Annotated in this window: 11 protein-coding genes; 6 read left to right on the top strand and 5 right to left on the bottom strand. The window is 70.2% G+C overall.

Going from position 1 to position 20,098, the window contains the following annotated elements; all coding sequences use genetic code 11:
• Nucleotides 1–166 precede the first annotated feature (166 nt).
• Nucleotides 167–10,489, top strand: coding sequence for a SpvB/TcaC N-terminal domain-containing protein (locus WMF22_RS37565; RefSeq protein ID WP_438032864.1), 10,323 nt, complete (start codon nucleotides 167–169; stop codon nucleotides 10,487–10,489).
• 13 nt (nucleotides 10,490–10,502) lie between these two features.
• Entirely contained in the window at nucleotides 10,503–10,889 is a 387-nt protein-coding gene (locus WMF22_RS37560; protein ID WP_438032863.1) for a hypothetical protein, read from the top strand.
• 143 nt (nucleotides 10,890–11,032) lie between these two features.
• Here WMF22_RS37560 and WMF22_RS37555 read toward each other — a convergent pair whose 3' ends face one another.
• The 3 genes from WMF22_RS37555 to WMF22_RS37545 all read right to left on the bottom strand — a co-directional run bounded on the left by WMF22_RS37555 (nucleotide 11,033) and on the right by WMF22_RS37545 (nucleotide 13,125).
• A complete protein-coding gene (locus WMF22_RS37555; RefSeq protein ID WP_438032862.1) occupies nucleotides 11,033–11,173 on the bottom strand; it encodes a hypothetical protein in 141 nt (46 codons plus the stop codon).
• Between the two features lie 514 nt (nucleotides 11,174–11,687).
• Nucleotides 11,688–11,852: a hypothetical protein gene (locus tag WMF22_RS37550; protein WP_438032861.1), complete on the bottom strand. Its 165-nt coding sequence runs from the start codon at nucleotides 11,850–11,852 to the stop codon at nucleotides 11,688–11,690.
• Nucleotides 11,853–12,039: 187 nt separating this feature from the next.
• Nucleotides 12,040–13,125 (bottom strand): DUF885 domain-containing protein, encoded by a 1,086-nt coding sequence (locus WMF22_RS37545; RefSeq protein WP_438032860.1) that lies wholly within the window; start codon nucleotides 13,123–13,125, stop codon nucleotides 12,040–12,042.
• Nucleotides 13,126–13,527: 402 nt separating this feature from the next.
• Between WMF22_RS37545 and WMF22_RS37540 the strand changes: the two genes are divergently transcribed.
• Nucleotides 13,528–14,757 (top strand): phospholipase C, encoded by a 1,230-nt coding sequence (locus tag WMF22_RS37540; RefSeq protein WP_438032859.1) that lies wholly within the window; start codon nucleotides 13,528–13,530, stop codon nucleotides 14,755–14,757.
• 136 nt (nucleotides 14,758–14,893) lie between these two features.
• Here the strand turns inward: WMF22_RS37540 and mscL are convergent, their stop codons facing one another.
• The gene (mscL, locus tag WMF22_RS37535; protein WP_437294743.1) at nucleotides 14,894–15,343 is read right to left on the bottom strand and encodes a large conductance mechanosensitive channel protein MscL; all 450 of its coding nucleotides are present in this window, start codon (nucleotides 15,341–15,343) and stop codon (nucleotides 14,894–14,896) included.
• Between the two features lie 328 nt (nucleotides 15,344–15,671).
• Between mscL and WMF22_RS37530 the strand changes: the two genes are divergently transcribed.
• Together WMF22_RS37530 and WMF22_RS37525 are read left to right on the top strand one after the other, a co-directional pair.
• Nucleotides 15,672–16,277 (top strand): 5-formyltetrahydrofolate cyclo-ligase, encoded by a 606-nt coding sequence (locus tag WMF22_RS37530; protein ID WP_437710847.1) that lies wholly within the window; start codon nucleotides 15,672–15,674, stop codon nucleotides 16,275–16,277.
• 16 nt (nucleotides 16,278–16,293) lie between these two features.
• Complete coding sequence (locus tag WMF22_RS37525; RefSeq protein ID WP_438032858.1) at nucleotides 16,294–18,831, top strand: hypothetical protein; 2,538 nt, start codon at nucleotides 16,294–16,296, stop codon at nucleotides 18,829–18,831.
• 314 nt (nucleotides 18,832–19,145) lie between these two features.
• Here the strand turns inward: WMF22_RS37525 and WMF22_RS37520 are convergent, their stop codons facing one another.
• A complete protein-coding gene (locus tag WMF22_RS37520; protein WP_437294740.1) occupies nucleotides 19,146–19,475 on the bottom strand; it encodes a PilZ domain-containing protein in 330 nt (109 codons plus the stop codon).
• 202 nt (nucleotides 19,476–19,677) lie between these two features.
• Between WMF22_RS37520 and WMF22_RS37515 the strand changes: the two genes are divergently transcribed.
• The gene (locus WMF22_RS37515) at nucleotides 19,678–19,854 is read left to right on the top strand and encodes a hypothetical protein (RefSeq protein WP_157907138.1); all 177 of its coding nucleotides are present in this window, start codon (nucleotides 19,678–19,680) and stop codon (nucleotides 19,852–19,854) included.
• Nucleotides 19,855–20,098: the final 244 nt, after the last annotated feature.

Here is a 20,098-nt window from a genome sequence, read left to right as displayed (position 1 = left end):
ACCCGGCTTGGTTTGGCGCTTTCCCCGGCGAGACCGCCTCGTTTGTTATCGGTTGTAATTGCTATTTACGATCGCTTTGCTCCCTTCGCGCCCGCGGAGGCAAGCGATGACGTCCGGGTGGATGAGACGGGTGTGGCGGCGGTGCGCGGGTTGCGTTCTCTTGCTCATGGTGGTGAGCGCGCCCCTCGGCGCGTGGGCTCAAGCGTTGACGTTGCGCCGGATAGGCGATCCCTTGCGCGCGCGGCTCACCGGCGCTCGCGGCGGCGCCGAGCCCGCGGCGGCGCTCGCCGGGGACGCCGCCGTGCTCGCGAGCGCGGCAGACCCCGCAAGCGGCCCCGACGGCCTCGCCGTGGTCCCGATGGTGGCCTTGCCTGTGGACGTTCGCGCCGATGGCGCCGGCCCGGGGGCGGACCCGTGGGTCCTGTTCGACGGCCGCGGCGATACGGGGCTTCGCAGCGAGACCGGGGAGAAGGTGCGGATCCGGGTCTCGTTTCCGCAGCCCACCGCGCTCGAGGCGCTCGCGCTGTACGGGCGCAGCGAGGGCGCGCTCACGGTCCGTGCGGAGGACGGCGCCGAGCTTCAGGCCGCCTCCGGCCTCGTCGACGTGCCGCTCCACGACACGGGCGAGCGCTGGACGCGCCTTCCCATGGCGGTCACGGCCCAGCACGTCGTCATCGAGTGGCTTCCTTCGGGGGAGCGCGGGCCGCAGGAGATCCTGTTCTGGAGCGCCGGCGCGCCCACGCGCGGCCTCTCCGAGGTGGAGCTCGCCGATCGCGTGCTCGCGGGGCGGCTCGCCGGGGCCTACCAGTTCGCTGCGACGTCCGAGCGGGCCACCGTGACGCGCACGGGCGGCGAGCAATCGCTGTCGCTCCACGTGGACACCGATCCACGGGCGCTCGCGCGCGCGTTCCTCGTCTACCAGCTGGAGGGCCGCGGCCACTGGTCGAGCGTGAACCGGCAGATCAACGGCACGGCCCCGCGCGGCGGCTCCCTGGCGGCGGCGCCGGCGACCGGAGGTCTGCAAGTCGAGGAGATCGCGCCCGCGTGGCTGAGGCGCGGCGAGAACGTGGTGCGGTTCCGGCCCTCCGCGGAGCAGGAGCACGGATTCACCGTGAGCGCGCTCCGGGTGGTCGGGATCCCGCACGCCGGTGTGGTCGAGGCGCGCTCCGCTGCCGGGGAGCGTTCCGCTGCCGAGGCGCACGCCCGGCCGGCCGGCGGTGAGCGCGCGCCTCGCACGGAGGCGCTGCGCCTCGATTTCGGCGCGCGCGTGGCGCCGCACGCGCTCCTCTTCCAGCTGACCAGCGCGGGCGCCGGGGAGCTCCAGATCGCGCCCAGCGAAGGCGCGAAGGGGCTTCGCTTCGACCTCAAGGACCTGCCGCCGGGCTGGCACCGGTTCGATCTCCCGGAGTCGGCGACATGGCCGGGGGCGGCCTCCGTGCAGATCGCGCGGGCGAAGGGCAGCCACGTCGAGGTGTCGGACGTCGCCGTGGTGGCGAGCCCCGTCCCGTCCCGCGCGCGGCGGATCGCGCTGAGCACGCCGCTGCATGGCGAGTGCGCCGAGGGGAGGGCCCATGTGCGCGGGTTCCTCGATCTGGCCGGCGAGGACGCGTCGAGAGCGCGGCTGTTCGCCGGCCCGGAGCCGGTGGCGCTGGGCGACGACGGCAGCTTCGAGCTCACGCTCCCGGAGCCCGAGGGGGCGAGTCACCGGACGTGGACGGCGCGCCTCGAGGCGCGGCTCGAGGACGGCACGCGCCTCGGTCGCGCGCTCGAGCTCGGTCCGTGCGCCGCGGGCGCCGCCCCGAGCGGGCTCGTCGTGGACCACGGCGCGCCCTATGGCGCGGTGGTGAGCCCGGACAAGGGCGCGGTGCTCTCGTTCGCGGGCGCCACGCTCGATATCCCGCCTGGCGCGCTGGAAGAGACGACGCGCATCACGATCCGCCCGCTGACGCCCGTCCAGGTGCAGCCGATGGGGCGCGCGATGCGCAATGTGACGCCCGAGGGGCGCGCGTTTCGCTTCGGCCCGCACGGGCTCAAGTTCAAGAAGCCGGTGAAGCTGACGTTGCCTGTCGACTCTGCGGCGATCCCGAGCGGCGCCAGGGCCAGGGAGATCTTCGGTTTCTACTTCGACGAGACGGTCCAGCGATGGACGAAGCTCGGGCGCGTCGAGGAGGGCGGGGCCCGGGAGCTCACGAGCTTGACCGATCACTTCACCGATTTCGTCAACGCGGCGATCTCCATGCCGGATCAGCCGGGAGCGCAGTCGTTCGATCCCAACGCGATGAAGGGGTTCCAGCTCGCGAGCCCGTCCGCGGGCGTGTCGTTCATCGAGCCGCCGGAGGCGAACGGCCAGGGCACGGCGCAGCTGTCGTTCCCGATCGAGGTGCCGCCGGGCCGGCACGGCATCGCGCCGGACCTGGCCGTCACGTACGAGAGCGAGCTGGGCAATGGCTGGCTCGGCGCGGGGTGGGATCTGCGCTTCTCGGCGATCGAGATCGACACGCGGTTCGGCGTGCCCCGGTACACGGGCGACGAGCTCTACACGCTCGACGGCCAGATGCTGCGGGCCATCCCCGAGCAGCCGGGCAGGTACGAGCGGCGCGTCGAGGGCGCGTTCGATCGCATCGAGCGCCTCGGGGCCGATCCCGGGAGCTTTCACTGGGTGGTCACCGACAGGGACGGCACCCGGTATACCTACGGCGAGAGCGCGGGCGCGCGCCTTGCGGACCGGTCCGGCGAGGCCGGGATCTTCCGCTGGAACCTGGAGCGGGTGGAAGACACGTTCGGCAACCGGATGCGGATCTCGTACTTCGAGGACGCGCCCGAGGGCGAGGACTGGGTGCAGCTCTATCCGCAGCGGATCGACTACACGGAGCACGAGAGCGGCTTCCCTGGAGCGCACTATCACGTTGTCTTCTCCGTGGACGACGGAGCGCAGCGGAGAGACGTCGTGAGCTCGGCGCGCGCCGGCTTCGAGGTGCGGACGACGCGGAGGCTCACGCGCGTCGACGTGACCATGGGCCAGGCGCCCGACGCCGAGGAGATCATCCGGAGCTATCATTTCGCGTACGACACGCCGGACCCGCGGCACCATCACAAGTCGCTGTTGAAGAGCATCGCTGTCCATGGAAACGGTGGTGAGGAGCCGCTCTACGAGCACAGCTTCGAGTACTTCGGCCTCCAGCAAGAGGACGGCGAGCTCCAGGTGTTCTCGGCGCCGACGGAGTGGAGCCGCCCTGCGGAAGGGCGCGATGGCCTCGGGGCCACGAGCTCGGTCGAAGGGGGGCTCAGCGCGTTCGTCGGCGTGGGGCCGACGGTGTGTGATCCGCACGTTGGGCTGGGGGTCTCCGTCTCGTTCGGGGCGGACGACGAGGACGTCGCGTTCACGGACATCAACGGCGACGGGCTCCCGGATTTCGTGGGCAGCAACGGCGTCTGGCTGAACTCGCTCCCGGATCGGTCGAGCGGAAACGCGTTCTCGCCGGAGAGCGCGGGCAGCACGCACCAGATCACGGTCGGTCTGCAGGGGGCGATGCACCTGTTCCAGGAGCTCGGAGGTCTCGGTCTCAACCGCGCCTGGAGCACCGCGACCGCGCAGAGCCTGCTGCTCGACATCAACGGGGATGGCTTCCCGGAGCTGCTGGATGGGAGCGGGGCGGCGCTGAACCCGAACAACGCGCGGCTCGGGCCGGGCGCCCGCGGCGCCGGGTTCACGATCGACGAGGATTTCAGCGATGGCGAGCAGGTCGAGGCGCTCCGCAACGCGTTCTACCGGACCAGCCCGCTGGTGAAATGGGTGCCGCCGTATGACGGTGTCGTCATCATCGACGGCGGCGTGTCGCTGGCCGGGGGCGGCGCGGGAGACGGGGTGACGGCGTCGATCACGAAGACGACGCGGGCGCCGCGGCCGGACAGCCTGGGGCACCGCGAGCACCAGCTGCTCTGGAAAAAGGACATCGGGCCGAGCGATCCTGCGTGTGTCCCCGAGGGCCAGGCGGGTTGCGGGAGCGGTATCCGCATCCAGGTCCGCCGGGCGGACGCGCTCTTTTTCCGGGTGGACCCGAAGGAGGACATCGAGGGCGACATCACGCGCTGGAACCCGCGCATCCGCTACACGGAGCTCTGCTCGTCGGAGCGTTGCGTACCGCTGTTCCCGGGCGAGACGACGCGCGTCAACGCGCTCGGGCGTCCGGTCTTCATCTTCACCTTCGCGGACGACTTCTCCGTGCTCGACCGGAGCGTTCCGGGCTGGGCCGCAGGGGCGGACGGGCAGGTCACGGTGCAGGCGAGCTTCGTCCGGACCGACGCGGATGACGCGTTCGATGTGCGGCTCGTGCGCCAGGACGTCGACTCGGGGCAGAGCGTCGAGCTCCATCGGACCACGGTGTCGGGCGCGCAGCTCAGCACCGAGATCGCGTGGCCGGTGGCCGTGCTCCAGGGCGATCTCCTGTTCTTGTACGCCGAGCTCGGCGAGAACGTGGTCGACCCGTCGCGCGTGCAGTACCAGGGGTTCGCCCGGTACACCGAGGTGTGTGGCCACGACGCGGATCCTGGGAGCTGCCGCGCTGTGGGCGAGTGCGCGCCCAGGTCCGGTGCTCCGTCCGGAAAGAGGGTTTGCGGGCTCGACGCGTCGCCCGGCGACGGCGGGCCGATCTCGGTGCCCGAGGAGTCGATCGTGGCGCCCGTGCAGCTGAGCGACAGCACGATCGGCGGGACGGCGCTTCCGCTGTCGCAGCTGGAACAGGTGGACGCCCGCATGGTGGGCGGCTTCCGCGGCTTCAGCTATGGCGAGTGGACGACGGAGTACCCGTTCGACGAGAACCAGCTCCGCCGGAGGCCGGAGGAGAACAGGCCGCCTTATTTCACGCGCGTCGAGCCGCACTGGGAGGGGTACCACGCGGGCTGGTCGCCGGGCGAGGCCGGGTTTCCTCTCGTGGGCAGCGTCAGCGGCCCTGTGTTCCGGGGCTCGGGCGCGGACATGTACATCCGGGCCGGGGAGCTCAAGCCGTCGCGCATCGGCGGCGTCCGGCCGGAGGACGTGGCCAACGTCCCCGGCCTGAGGAAGAGCCACAACGGCTCGTCCTCGGGGGAGCTCGCGCTCATCGGGTCGTTCCAGGTGACGACCGGGACCACCGAGTCGAAGCTGGAGCTCGTCGACGTCAACGGCGATAGGCGGCCTGATGCCGTCACGCAGGGCGGCATGCGCATCCAGACGTGCGGCAGCGGCGGCCGGTGCGACGGGCAGCAGCCGGGGCAGTATGGCGCCCTGACCGTCGACGGGCCGGGGGACATCCGGGTCATCGAGACCATGAGCGCGCGGTTCGGGTTCGGCTTCGGATCCGCGGCGTCCGCGATCGCGGAGAAGATCGAGGCGAGCGCCGAGACCAAGGAGGTGCTCAGCGTGCTGCCCTCTCTCGGCAAGAGCTGGGGCACGTCGCAGACGACGAAGGACCTGCTCGACGTGAACGGCGACGGGCTTCCGGACAAGGTGAGGAGCGCGGGCGGTGTTCTCCATGTGCAGCTGAACCTCGGCTACCGCTTCGGGGACGAGCGCCTCTGGGCGGCGCTCGATCCGAGCGGCGATCCGTTCGAGCCGCTGCCGGAGGTCGGCGGGGATCCGCTGACCGCGCTGAGCCGGGTCTGGTCTCCGGAGCAGCTCGAGTCGGTGCGGGTGCAGGACAACACGACGAACAGCCTGCAGGTGGGTTATGCGGGGATCGGCGGCGGCATCGCGCACACGGTGAGCCGGACGCTCGTCGACTTCGTGGACCTGAACGGCGACAGGCTGCCCGACCGGGTGAGCAAGCAGCCTGGACAGGGTTATTACCGGGTGCGGCTCAACCTCGGCGACCGCTTCGGGCCCGAGGAGAGGTGGAGCGCGCCGGCGGTGAGCGGCGGGCTGCCGTGGGGGGTCGCGCTGGAGAAGGAGTTCACGAAGGAGATCAACGGCAGCAACGACGCGCTGTCGTTCTCGGAGACGACGGCGTTCAACGCCGGGTATGGCGTGCCGATCAAGATTCCGACGCCGTACGTGTGCATCGTGCTCGAGATCGCGGCGCAGCTCGGCTTGAGCGACGGGCGGAGCGAGCTCGGATGGGAGGATGTGGACGGCGACGGGACGGCGGATCACGTGCTGAAGCTGAGCGAGGGGATGCTGCGCGAGAGCGACCCGGCGCTGCGGGCGCGGCTGAACCTGACGGGCAAGACCAACCGGCTGTCGCGGGTGGTCCGTCCGCTTGGCGGCAGCATCCGGCTGGACTATGCGCGTGAGGGGAACAAGGTGGCGTATGCGAGCAGCCCGGACGAGCTGAGCGTGGACATGCCCGGCAGCAAGTGGGTGCTGTCGCGGGTGGAGGTGGACGACGGCATGGGCACGCCGGCCTACGTGCACACGTTCGATTACCACCAGAGCGGTTTTTACGACCGGGCGGAGCGGGAGGACTACGGCTTTGCGCAGGTGACGGCGACGCGCGAGGACGGCTCGCAGATCGTGACGCGTTACCACAACCAGGACTATTACCGGCGCGGGCTCGTGGCCGAGGTGGTCGAGCAGGACGCGGAGGGGCGGCTGTTCAGCCGGCAGCAGGTGGCCTATCGGGTGCCCGGGGCGCAGCCGATGCTGACAGGCTCGTTCTTCCCGGCGGAAGAGCTGCGGACGATGTCGTGGTACGAAGGCAAGACGACGGATCCGAGCGCACCCGGCAAGCAGACGAGCGAGGAGCGGGACTGGGACGACCGCGGCAACCTCATCGAGGTGATCGAGCACGGCGAGCCAGGCACGCTGGAGGACGACGTCGCGACCACGATCCACTACGTGACGTACGACGGGCCGCACGTGGTGCGAGCGGACAGCGTGGAGGCGCGCGACAGCGCGGGGAGGCTGCTGCGCGAGCGCACCGCCGGGTACGACGAGGTGACCGGGGCGGTCGAGTGGATCACGAACACGGTGATCGGCGGCAAGGATCCGGCGACGGGCGCGCCGTACACGGGAGACGCATCGACGAATCCAACATGGGAGTTCGCCCACGACGCGTACGGCAACCTGGAGCAGGTGATCGAGCCGCGGGCCTTCACGCTGACGTACGAGTACGACGATGTGGCGGAGACGTACCTCTCCCGGGTGGACGACTCGTTTGGTTACTTCTCGGAGACGTGGTCGGACTACCGCTACGGCGCGGTGAGCGCGGTGCGGGACGTCAACGGTCATGAGGTCCACTACGACTTCGACGCGTTCGGACGGCTGCGGGCTGTGTTCGGTCCGGACGACCCGCTGACGGCGGCGGAGGCGACGATCACGTTCGAGTATTCGCTCCAGCCGGGGGAGAGCGTCGCCATGCCGGCATGGGCGCGGACGCGGCACAAGGACGTGCAGCACCCGGGGGATCCGATCGACACGGTGACGTTCGTCGACGGGCTGGACCGGGTGATCCAGACGAAGAAGGACGTGGAGAAGGATCCAGGGACGGGGGCCGCCCCGACCGTGGGCATGAGCGTGAGCGGCCGGGTGGTGCTGGACGAGCGGGGGCGGGTCTGGCAGCAGGGGCAGCCGGTGTTCGCGACGGGGGAGGCGACGGCGTTCGTGGACGTGGCGCTGAAGCACCCGACGACGTTCGAGTACGACGTGCTCTCGCGCATCGTCGAGCGGAGGGAGCCGGACGAGGCGGCCGAGGGCGGCGAGGCGGTGACGACGACGAGCTACGATATCGAGGAGCTCGATGGCGTGGCGATGTTCGTGGCGACGGAGGTCGACCCGAAGGGGAAGGTGCGCAAGGCGTACCAGGACGTGGAGAACGCGATCGTGGCGGTCGAGGAGCGCAATCGGCTGCGCGGGTCGGAGGCGTGGACCACCCTGATGACGCGGTATGGGTACAGCGCGGTCGACGAGCTCGTGCGGGTGACGGACACGCGCGGGAACGTGACGACGGCGGCGTACGACACGCTGGGACGGATGGTGACGCTGACGAGCCCGGACATGGGGCGTACGGAGTGGCGTTACGACCGGTCGGGCAACGTCGGGGCGCGGCAGACGGCGAAGCTGGCTGCGGAAGGCGCGGGCAAGCTGATCCGGTACGAGTACGACTTCAACCGGCTCAGGCGGGTGAACTACCCGGACTCGACGGACGTGACGTATGTGTACGGCGCGCCGGACGAGGCGGGCGACGAGCACGGCAACCGGGCCGGGCGGCTGGTGGAGGAGCAGAGCGAGGCGGGGACGAGGACGTTCTGGTACGACCGGCTGGGGAACGTGGCGAAGCTGGCGACGGAGTTCCCCCGGCTGCGCGAGCCGCACCGGGGGCCGTACCAGGCGATGATGGAGTACGACTTCGACGCGTTCGGGCGGCTGCTGTCGCTGAAGTTCCCTGGCTCCGGTGCGGAGGTGGTGACGTACGGCTACGACCGAGGGGGCCTGGTCCGGTCGGCGGTGGGAACGAACACGCAGATCAACCCGCAGCACCCGGACGAGCCTGCGGTGACGCAGTACCTGCAGCACATCGGGTACGACGAGCTCGAGCAGCGGGTGAGGGTGGTGCACGGCAACGGGATCGCGACGTCGTACAGGTATTACGAGAAGTCGCGGCGGCTTCAGGAGATCAACGCGGACCACCGCGACAGGTACCTCGTGGAGCGAGGGCAGCCGGCGAGGGCGTTCCAGCGGATGCGGTACGAGTACGACGTGGCGGGCAACCTGGAGCGGGTGCGGAACGAGGCGCCGTACGAGCAGGACATGCCGGGCTCGGTGCTGGTGGGGCCGACGACGCACGACTACGGGTACGACGACCTGTACCAGCTGATCTCGGCGCGGGGGACGTACCAGGACCGGAGAGACTGGCAGTACCGGTACCGGCTGTCGTTCGCGTACGACGAGATCGGCAACATCCTGACCAAGGACCAGGCGAGCTCCCGGTACGTGCCGCAGGCGTGTCCCACGCCGGTTCCGGCTGGGTGTGACGGATGGCGGGACGATCATGCAATCCGGGAGCAGACGTACCGGTCGGAGTACCAGTACCCGGGCCCGCAGCCGCACGCGCCGAAGCGCATCGAGGAGCAGCGCGTGGCGGAGTCGGCCCCGTGGTCGCGGGTGATCAGCTACGACGCGAGCGGCAACCAGACCGGCTGGACGTACCCTGGCTCGGGCACGCGTGCGACGGAGTGGAACGAGGAGAACCGGGTCGCGCGGGTGACGCAGAACGGTCAGGTGCTGTCGCGGATGCTGTACGACGGTGACGGGGAGCGGCGGGTGCACCTGCACCACGTGAGCGGCGAGGAGGAGACGGCGTACCACGACCAGCACCTGACGCTGCGGGACGGGCGGTTCGTCACGAAGCACATCTATGCGGGGCAGACGCGGATAGCGAGCAAGATGGATCCGGACTGGTTCCGTGACCCGCCGACGCTGTACTACCACCCGGACCACCTGGGCAGCACGAGCTTCGCGTCGAACAACGAGCAGACGCTGACGCAGCGGGACGAGTACTTTCCGAGCGGGGAGCTGTGGATCGACGCGTCGGACTCGCGGTACGAGCTGAGGCGAGCGTACGTGTTCACGGGGAAGGAGCTCGATCAGGCGACAGGGCTGTACTACTTCGGGGCGCGGTACTACGACCCGAGGAGCAGTGTGTGGCTGAGCCCGGATCCGATCCTGGACGAGTACATGGAGGGGGGGACGAGCGGCGGGGTGTTCAACCCGGGGAACCTCGGGCTGTACAGCTACACGCTGAACAACCCGGTGAACCTCGTCGACCCGGATGGGAGGAGCGCGCAGGGGGCGCACCGGAACTTCCCGCCTGGGGCCAATGGGTGCAGGCACCCGAGCTGCTTCAACGGGCCGGCGGGGCAAAAGTTCCACCAGGAGCAGATGCTGCAGCGGATGAACGCTGGCGCTGCGGCGGCGGGTCGCACGTCTCGCGGCATCGGGGACGGGATGCGCCGGCTGCTGTTCAGGTTCGTCATGCAGCAGCAACAGGCTGCTCGGCCGGCGGCGCAGCCGGCAGCCGCGCCGGCGCAACCGCCGCAGGCTGCACAGCCGGCGAAAGCGGCGCAGCCTGCGCCGGCGGCGAAGCCGCCGCAGGGGGCGGAGGCGGCGAAGCCGTCACAGGCGGTGCCGCCCGCGCAGCCGTCTGCTACCAGTAGTAAAGGAGGAGGAGCGGGTTCGTCGTCGTCCGCAAAACGAGCAGCGGCTTCCATGCGTCGGGTCGGCGAGGTGCTTGATACTGTTGACGATGTGATGGCCAACCCTAACCTGTTGGACGGTATGAAACCCCAGGATCTCATGCTTCGGCTGGGGGGAAAGCCACCTGGAAACTGGCGAGTAGAGAAGTTGGCGCACGGAAAGCACGCGGGGCAGGGATTTATGTTGCGTCAGTACAACTCAGGCGGGAAACCGACCGGTCGAATGATTCAGTGGCACCCCGGTGGTGGTCATCATGGACCACAGCCATATTGGAAGGTTAATGCTGGTCACAGTCCGGTTCGAGTGGGACCTCAATTCTAAATGGAGGCGATGCGTGGAGTTCGATGTTTCTGTGAAAACGTCGCAGCTGATTGAGGTGCTCATGTTGTTGGCAATGAGTCCTGAGGGGCAAATTTCCGCGCTGCCTCCATTTGTGGATGCTTCTGATGAGTTGGCTCTTCTATTTGGTGAGCAGTGCGACGCACTCGATGATGACGATCTGAAGCGTGGGCTTGGAAATGCTGGGGCAACGCTTGTTGAAGAAATAAAGAAAATATTCGAAATTATGATGGGGCGACCTGAGCTCTATTCACTGAGTGCGCTCCAGGAGAGGCAGGAATGGAAGCGCGTTCGAGAACTGAGCAGTGAGGCGCTCATGTCCGCAGGGATCCCGCTGAGAGCTCCTGTTCTAAACTGGGTCACCTATGTCCCAGGGGGATGAGGAGAAGATCGATGTCGTGACGATGTGTGTTGAGAGGGGGCGTTCCGCGACATCTTACGCATTTCGTGTGGGTCGGGCTTGGGGCGAAGTTCACTTGCTGGCGGGACCGAGGTGAAGACGGGTATGGCTCGGGTGCAGCAGCGTCAGCACCACGTCTCCTCGGTGGCGAACGCCAGGTCCCGCTTGAGCGTGGCCGGGTCGAAGCCCGGCCGGACCCGCACTGCCCGCCCGTTGGGCAGCGCGATCTCGATCGGCTCCGGCACGACGGCCGATGCGTCCGTCACCGCGTGGACCGCCAAAAAGCGCGGTACTTCGGTCAAAGACGACGGCGAGGGCTGCTGATGGCCGGTCAGCGCGCAGCCTCCAGCGCCACCAGTATGGCTGCTTCGGCTTGTACCTTTCGCGTCGGTCGAACTTCGCAGCGCTCAGTCCGCTGCGCGCCCTGGTGCGGTCGGCCGTGGGAACGAACACGCAGATCAACCCGCAGCACCCGGACGAGCCTGCGGTGACGCAGTACCTGCAGCACATCGGGTACGACGAGCTCGAGCAGCGGGTGAGGGTGGTGCACGGCAACGGGATCGCGACGTCGTATCGGTATTACGAGAAGTCGCGGCGGCTTCAGGAGATCAACGCGGACCACCGCGACAGGTACCTCGTGGAGCGCGGGCGGCCGGCAAGGGCGTTCCAGCGGATGCGGTACGAGTACGACGTGGCGGGCAATCTGGAGCGCGTGCGGAACGAGGCGCCGTACGAGCAGGACATGCCGGGCTCGGTGCTTGTGGGGCCGACGACGCACGACTACGGGTACGACGACCTGTACCAGCTGATCTCGGCGCGGGGGACGTACCAGGACCGGAGAGACTGGCAGTACCGGTACCGGCTGTCGCTCGCGTACGACGAGATCGGCAACATCCTGACGAAGGACCAGGCGAGCTCCCGGTACGTGCCGCAGGCGTGCCCCACTTCGGATCCGTGCGACCCATGGAAGGAGGGCTACGCGATCGGGGAGCAGACGTACCGGTCGGAGTACCAGTACACGGGCCCGCAGCCGCACGCGCCGAAACGCATCGAGGAGCACCTGGTGGCGGAGGCGCACCCGTGGCTGCGTGAGAGCCGGTATGACGAGGGCGCGCCGCGGGCCCTCCGCCGCTCAGGGCGACGGCTGTGCCGGCACGAAGCGCTCGATGACCGCCCCGCGAAGCAGCTTCGGCGGCAGGATGCCCTGGGCGAGCACGAAGTCGTGGAACCGCTGCGCGTCGAAGCGCGGGCCCATCATGGACTCGGTCTCTCGCCGCAGCTCCATCAGCCGGGTGAACCCGTAGAAGTACGAGGTCGCCTGCCCCGGTGCGCGGAAGGTGTAACGCTCCACCTCGGATTGCGCGAGGGGCGGCGAGAGGACCACCTCTTTCTCCAGGAAGGCCCGCGCGGCGGCCGGCGTGATCTTGCCCGCCTGGAGCTCCGGGTCCAGGAAGCCGCGGGCGGCACGGACCAGGCGGTGTTGCAGGGAGACGAGCTGGCCCTCGGGCGGCATGAACGGGAGCAGGATGGCCTCCGAGTAAAGCGCCCACCCCTCCATGTTGGCGCTGTTCTCCGCGAAGACGGCGCGGGCGAGCGAGACGCCCCGCTCGACGAGCGCGGCGAACTGGAGCTCGTGCCCGGGGCGCGCCTCGTGGGCGGTGAGCGTCCATGACGCCGCGGCATGGGTGAAATCGTCGATCCTCCGCAGCTGGTCAGAGGGCCCTGGCAGGCTGAGCGGAAGCACGAACTCCCCCGCTTCTCCCTGGTTGTCGAGCAGCCGCGGCGGCCGCATGCGCGGCGCCGGCATCTCGGCGCTCTCGGCGGCGGTGCCGAGCCGGACGCGCGCCGGCCGCTCCGGCAGCGTGACGAGGCGCTCCTTCCGGATGATCTCTTCGATCTGGGCGAGCCGCTCCTTGTAATGCGGCAAGATCGCCTCGCCCACGAGCTGCTCTTTCTTCAGGGCGCGGATCACGTCCCGGTAGTCCGCGCTCGGCAAGTTGCGCGCTTTCGCGATGGGCAGAGAGAGCTTCTGCATCTGCGCCTTCAGATCGTCGAAGGCGGCGTGGGCCAGCCGGGCGAGCTCGGCGGGCGGAATGTCGACGCCATGCAGCTCGAGCATGTACGCGTAGAGCGGCGGCGGCAGCGCGAAGTCGGTCCGCGCCTTCGGGAGGACGTCCTTGCGCAGCGCCGCGTCGTACGCGGCGCCCTGACGGTGCACGCGGCGACGAGCAGGGGCGCGAGGGCGCGGAGCGGGCGCAAGGTCATGAGGCACCTCTCGCACAGGCGCCCTGGAGCGCCAACCGGAAGCAGAGGAGCAACGTACCCGCGCACCGAAGATGTTTCAGATGTTTCCCGCAGCCTGCGGCGTGAGCGCGGACCCTTCGGCGCATGGACAAGTTGTTGAATTGACACCGCTTTTCAGGGGACGTCGGAGCGCGTGGAAAAGTTTCAGTCAACCCGGGTCAGGTCGCCGCAGCTGGGGCTTGACGTCTTCGGAGACCTTGGATCTCCTTCTCCGGTGGCAGATTTCGGTAGATGAATTCAGGATAGTGAAACTGGCCCCGCGCGGCCGCGTCGGCCGGCACAGCGCTGAGCCGCATGGGAAAGCGAGCGGTGGAACATGGCAGACATTCGTCATCTGGTCATCGTGATGCTCGAGAACCGCTCCTTCGATCACATGCTGGGTTACCTGCGCGGCACGGGCATGGACGTCGATGGGGTGATCGGCGCGACGAACTCGGACGATAACGGCACGCCGATCACTGGATATCATCTCGAGAGCACGAGAGTCCGGATCCGCCCGCATCACCACCGGACGGAGGTCGTGAGGCAAATCAACGGCGGCGCGATGGACGGCTTCGTGAAAGGCTACAGCACGAACAGCCACGTCGCAGAGATCATGAGCTGGTACGACCAGCGCGATCTGCTGACGTACGATAGCCTGGCGCGGCAGTTCGTCGTTTGCGACCGGTGGTTCGCTTCGTTCGCGGGCCCGACGTGGCCGAACCGGTTCTTCGCGCTCTGCGGGACCAGCGGCGGGCGCACGGGCAACCTGCAATGGATCGACCACGCGACGTTCTTCGACCTGTTGCCGGTCGACTCGTGGCGCTACTACTCGCACGACATCGCGTTCTTGCGGACCGTCGAGAAATACAAGGGCCACCGCGGGCTGCCGATCGCGAAGATATCCTCGTTCTACAGGGCCTGCCGTGAAGGCACGCTGCCCAGCGTCTCGTGGATCGACCCGAACTTCACGCTGGTCGACGTGGACGCGCTGCTGAACTGGGCGAACGACGACCATCCCCCGGCCGACGTGGCGCGCGGTCAGAACCTGATCGCGCGCATCTACAACCACCTGATCGCGAGCCCGTCCTGGCCGCACGTGGCGCTGGTCGTGACCTACGACGAGCATGGCGGGTTCTACGACCACGTGCGCCCGCCGCCGTCGCCCGCGAACGAGGCGGCGCCGTTCGATACGCTCGGCGTTCGCGTGCCGGCCCTCGTCGTCTCGCCGTGGGCTCCGCGCGGCGTGCCGTTCCACGGAACACTCGATCATGCGTGCATCGCGCGCACCGCGCTCGAGCTGTTCGCGCCCGATCGCGTGAACGCGCTGAGCCCTCGGGTCACCGCGTCTCCGAGCCTGCTCTCCGTGCTCAGCGAGCCGAGGCCACGCACCGACCAGCGCAGGCTCGATGGGATCCCGATCCTGGAGACGGCGGTCGCCCCGATCCACATGGGCTCGACCGCCCCGCCCGGCTTTCACTCGATGGAGCTCACCGACGCCCAGCAGGAAATTCTGACGCTGAAGAAGGCCGTGCTCGAGGCCGGCGTGCCCGTCGAGAACCATTGAGCCAGAGCGCGGCCATCCGCGGCCGCGCGCCCCTCCGAGCGACACCGGCGTCGACGCGCCCGGCCTCGACGGGGAGCCCGCTCGCCGGCGAGCCGCGCCAGCTGCGCCGCCCGCGCGGCGACCTCTCCGTTTCGCGTCACGCGCCCTTCAGCGCCGCCGTGCAGTGCCCGCAGCGCACCGCCTTGATGGGGATGCTCATCGCGCACTCGGGGCACTCCTTCGTCGTCACCTCCTCCGCGTGCTGCCTGTGAAGCTTCCCCATGAGCCGCACCAGGAGGAAGACGCAGAGCGCGACGATGAAGAAGCTCACCAGGCTGTTGATGACGACCCCGTACTGGAGGAGCACCGCGCCGGCCTTCACCATCTCCTCGGGGGTCGCGTACGGACCGGGCCCGCTCGGCGACTTCAGGACGATGTAGTGCCGGCTGAAATCGATGCCGCCCGTCAGGAGGCCTATCGGCGGCATGATCAGGTGATCCACGAGCGTCTTGACGATGTTGCCGAACGCCGCGCCGATCACGACGCCCACGGCCATGTCGACGACATTGCCACGAATCGCGAACTTCTTGAAATCCTCCCAGAACATCGCTTCCTCCGGCGTCGGGGGCTCTTGCCCCCGCGATCGCACCGCTCCGGTATCGTCTCTCCGCGATCAGGATGTTACCAGCCGCCTGTGCGGACCGCGCGGCAGCGGCGGTCGCCGCCATCCGCGCAGCCGCCGCCAGCAGCACGAACGGTGCCACCGGGCTCGTCCGTGGGCTCTCCCTGGCCAGCCGCTCGCGGCCGCCGCCCCGCCCTCCGTGCAAGGGCGCCACACCTTGGGCCAACTGCGCCACCTCACACCGATTTCGCACATGGCGGTTCCCCGGCCCGGGGCGGCTCTCTAGGATGCGCGCCGGAGGAACCACCGAGCCATGGACCCCGACGCCGAGGCCGCCCTGCGCTACCGCGCCAAAGCCGAGCTGCGGAAGCGCGCTCGGGCCGTCCGCAGCTCCATCCCCCTCGACGCCATCCTCGAGCGATCGCGCCGGATCCAGCGCGCGCTCGCGGAGCTGCCGGCCCTCGCCGCGGCCCGGCGGGTCGCGCTCTTTTACCCGATCGAGGGGCGCAACGAGGTCGACCTCCGGGAGCTCGATCCGCTGCTGCGCGCCCGCGGCGCCCGGGTCGCGTACCCCTCCATCGACCCCGAGTCGCGCGCCATGACCTTCCGCTTCGTCGAGGACCCCGAGGCCATGGAGGAGCGCGGCCTCGGCTTCCGCGAGCCCGACGCGACCGACGAGGAGGCCGCCGCGCTCGACGTCATCGTCGTGCCCGCGCTGCAGATCGACGCCCGAGGGCACCGGATCGGCTATGGCGCCGGCTACTACGACAGCACCCTGCCGCGCTTCTGCCCCCCGGCGCATGCGGTGGGCGTCGTGTTCGACTTCCAGCTCGTCGCCGAGGTGCCGGCGACCCCGGGCGACGTCCCGCTCGGGACCATCGTCACCGACGCCCGCGTGCTCGCCGCCGAACCCGCCTAGGATGCCCAGGGCGCAGGTGGGAGAGGACAGCGCGAGCGACAGGCCCGTCCTCCTCGCGGCCATCGCCTCGGGCGCGATGATCGCCCAGCAGGTCGCCGGGCGGGCGACCCGGGACGCCCTCTTCCTCGCCAGCTTCGGCGCGGCCGACGTCCCCAAGGTCATGGCCGCCGGCGCGGCCCTGTCGTTCGGCGCCGTCGTCCTGCTCTCGCGCGCGCTCCTCCAGCTCTCCCCCGCGCGCGTCGTCCCGGCCACGTTCGCTGCGAGCTCCGTGCTCCTCGCCCTGGAGTGGGCCCTCGCCCGGCGCGCGCCCGGCGCCGCCGCCCTCGTCTTCTACCTGCACATCGCCGTCTTCGGCGCGACGCTCATCTCCGCCTTCTGGTCGCTCGTCAACGAGCGCTTCGACCCCCACACCGCCCGCCACTCCATCGGGCGCATCGCGGGCGGCGGGACCGTCGGCGGCGTGATCGGCGGCCTGTTCGCCTGGCGCGCCAGCCGCCTCATCGACGCCCCGACGATGCTCCTCGCCCTCTCCGCGGTGAGCGCGCTCACCGCCTGGGCCACCCACCACTTGGGCGCCGGCCTCGCGCGCGCGGCCGGCGCCACCGGCGGGGCGGGGCGCACCCAGGTTGAGGCAGGGCGCACCCAGGTTGAGGCGGGGCGCACCGAGGTTGAGGCGGGGCGCACCGAGGTTGAGGCGGGGCGCAAGGCGGGGCGCACCGAGGTTGAGGCAGGGCGCACCCAGGTTGAGGCGGGGCGCACCCAGGTTGGCGCCGGCGGGTCGGGGCTCGCCGCACTGCGCAACAACAGCCACCTGCGCGACCTCGGCCTGCTCGTCGGGCTCGGTGCCGTGAGCGGCGCGCTGTTCGACGTGGCCCTCAGCGCCGAGGCGGCCGCCGCGATGACCGACCGCAACGCGCTGCTCTCGTTCTTCGCGCTCTTCCACCTCTCGGTGAGCGTGCTCTCGTTCCTCGTGCAGTCGCTCGCCGCCACGTTCTCGCTCGACCGGCTCGGGCTCGCCGCCACCATCGGCATCCTCCCGGCCGCGGTCGTCGCGAGCACCCTCTCTCTCGTGGTCGCGCCGCGGCTCTGGGCCGCCTCCATCGTCCGCGCGACCGAGGCGGTACTCCGGAACTCGCTGTTCCGGTCGGGCTACGAGCTGCTCTACACGCCCCTTCCCCCGGACCAGAAGCGCTCGATCAAGACGCTCATCGACGTCGGCTTCGACCGCATCGGCACCGCGGCGGGCAGCGGCCTCGCGATGGCCCTTCTCGTGCTCGCCCCGGGCGCGTCGCTCCCGCTGCTGCTCGGCCTCGGCGCGGCGGCCGCGGGCGTCACGCTGCTCTTCACGCCTCGGCTGCACCGGGGCTACGTCGCCGCGCTCGAGGGCAGCCTGCGCTCCGGCGCCGTCTCGCTCGACCCGACGAACGTCGTCGACGCGACCACCCGCCGCACCCTGAGCGGCACCGTCGACGCGCTCAGCCGCGACAGGGTCCTCGCCGAGCTCGCCGCGCTCCGGAACGCCGCGGCGGCGCGGCACGACGCCGGGCGCGCCTCCGTCGACGGCGAGCGCACGTCGCACCCCGGCCCGCCGCTCTCCGGCCGCGCGTCGCTCTCCGGCCCCGCCCCCGGGGACTCGCCGCGGCCTCTGGCGGGTGATCGCAGGGGCGCCGACGGGCCGCTGTCCGCGCGCGCCGCGTCGGCCGCGCTGGCGTCCGATCCGGTGCTCGCCGCCACGGCCGACCTGCGCTCCGGCGATCCCGAGCGGGTCCGCCGGGCGCTCGTCCGGGAGCCGGACCCGGCGCTCGTGCCGCACCTCCTCCCGCTCCTCGAGCGCGAGGGGCTCACCTCCGAGGCGATCCGGGCGCTCCGCGCCGTCGCCCCCCGCGCGACCGGCCAGCTCACCGACGCGCTCCTCGATCCGTCCGTGAGCGTCGCCCTCCGGCGCCGCATCCCGCGGGTGCTCCAGGCCTGTCCCACCCAGCGCGCCGCCGACGGCCTGATCCTGGGCCTCGCCGACGAGCGCTTCGAGGTGCGTTTCCAGTGCGGCGTCGCGCTCGCGCGGCTCCTTCAGCAGCGCGCGCCGATCCACCTGCGGCGCGACGACGTGATCGAGGCGGCGATGCGGGAGATCGCGATCGGTCGCCGGGTGTGGGACGCCCAGCCCCCCAACGTTGCGCCCCCGGTCGAGGCGCCGCTGGCCGAGCGATTGCTCGTCGAGCGGACGAGCCGCAGCCTGGAGCACGTGTTCCGCGTCCTCTCGCTCTGCCTGGAGCGCGAGCCGCTCGAGATCGCCTACAGGGCGCTCCACGCCGACGACGCCCATCTCCGCGGGACCGCGCTCGAGTACCTGGAAAACGTCCTGCCGGCGCCCATCCGCGAGAGCCTCTGGCCGTACCTGAGCGCCCGCGCGCCCGCCCCTCCCGAGCCAGGTGCTGCCGAGCCGCGCGCGCCGCGCCTGCCCGAGCACGCGCTCGACGAGCTTCGCCGCTCTGCCGCCAGCATTCCGCGCGCGTCGATCTCCGCTGCGCGCCGGCGGCGAGAGCCCCGCACGTAGCGCGTGCACCACCGCTCGTCGCTCCAGCGAGCGACAAAAAGAAAAAAGCGTCGCCGGGGCCCAGGGGGGGAGAGGCCGCACCAGCAACGCTCGTCCGTGAATTAGCAGCTCACATGCCACCGCGAGAAGACGGAAATAGATTTAAAATTCGCATAGATGTCCCGGGCACATCCTCCCGGTGTTGCAATCCTGCGATTTCATCCTTGCAGCCAAGCATGGTGCCGTGGACGTCCCCCCATCCGTCTCAAGGCGTTCCCCCCGCCCGTCGTCCCCATCTCCATCGCCCCCTCTCTGCCCCATCCCGAGCCGCCGCTCTAATGGAGGGGTTGGTGGCGGTGGGCGCGCTGGTCGAGGTGCTCGGCGATGGTGAGCCGGTCGGCGTCGCTCATGACCACGAAGCGGACGGCGAGCAGGTTGTCGCGGTCCCAGACCGGGCGGGCGCGCAGCCGGATGGGGCGCCCGACCCCGAGGTCGAGCTCGAACGGGGTCACGGCGGGCAGCGCCCGGCCTGCCAGCGCGGGCGCGCGCTCGACGACCATCCCCGTGGGGGAGAGATCGATCGCGCGACACCGGTGCCGGTGGCCATCGACGAGCGCCGAGACGGGGAAGTCGACCTGAGCGCGCGCGCCCTGCCTCCGATCCATGGGAGCCTCCTTGGTGTCCTCGTGACGCGGCGAGCCTAGGTCGCGGGGCTCGTCCGGGCCAAACATCGGGCGGGCGAGCCCCGCGGTCCGCTCGCGGCGCCGGGGCGCGGTCTCCGCGCGGTCCGCTCGCGGCGCCGGGGCGCGATCTCGGCGCGCGCGGGATCGGTGCGATATGCTGGCCCGGCGAAAGGAAGGTGTGGCGATGCCCACGTGCCGGGAATGCGATAACGAGGTCGACGAGCTCAAGACGATCAAGGTCGGAAGCAAGAAGAAGAAGGTCTGTGAGGACTGCGCCGACCGCGCGGCGCAGGAGGGCGCGATCGCCGAGGAGAGCGAGGCGGTGGTGCAGCAGATGATGGGCTTCAAGGGGAGGCGCTGACCGCTCGCCCGCTCGCGCGACCGCCCATTCCCGCCCATTCCCGCCCATCTCCCCCGCGCGGCGAGCAGCGCGATGCCGCGCGGACGCCGCCGATCTCGCCGCCGAACGCCGGCCCGTCGTCCCTCTCCACGATCTCCCGCGAGCCCGCGTCGCGCGCGTCGACCGCGGCAGGCCAGCCGCGACGCGCATGGCTGATCCTCCGACAAGCGATCGAGCAGGGCTGTTAGCTGGCTTCTTGCTTGCG

The sequence above is a fragment of the Sorangium sp. So ce204 genome, from assembly GCF_051526795.1.
GTDB lineage: Bacteria > Myxococcota_A > Polyangia > Polyangiales > Polyangiaceae > Sorangium > Sorangium cellulosum_B.
The sequence above is the reverse complement of the archived record's forward strand: the minus strand, read 5'-3'. Positions and strand labels throughout refer to the sequence as shown.